General features: G+C 46.3%; 1 protein-coding gene. It reads left to right on the forward strand.

Annotated elements, in window-relative coordinates; translation table 11 throughout:
* The coding region (locus LB465_RS18260) for an IS66 family transposase (protein WP_224471332.1) at positions 1 to 246 on the forward strand (246 nt) is incomplete at both ends.

The raw sequence follows: 246 nt of genomic DNA on the forward strand, positions 1-246 counted from the left end.
CCTGCTAGAGGATATTCGCTCCAAAGGTTACCTCCAAAGTGATGAGACACCCATAAAGGTGATGGATCCAGCTAAAAAAGGAAAAACACATCAAGGTTATTATTGGGTACATCATTGTCCCATAGATGGCACCGTACTCTTTGATTATCAGCCCGGGCGCAGCCGTGAGGCTGCCGATCATATATTGGCCGGCTTTAAAGGCTACCTTCAAAGTGATGGGTATGCCGCGTATGATAAAATCGGCAA

The organism is Salegentibacter lacus (assembly GCF_020164555.1).
In the GTDB taxonomy this organism is placed as follows: domain Bacteria; phylum Bacteroidota; class Bacteroidia; order Flavobacteriales; family Flavobacteriaceae; genus Salegentibacter; species Salegentibacter lacus.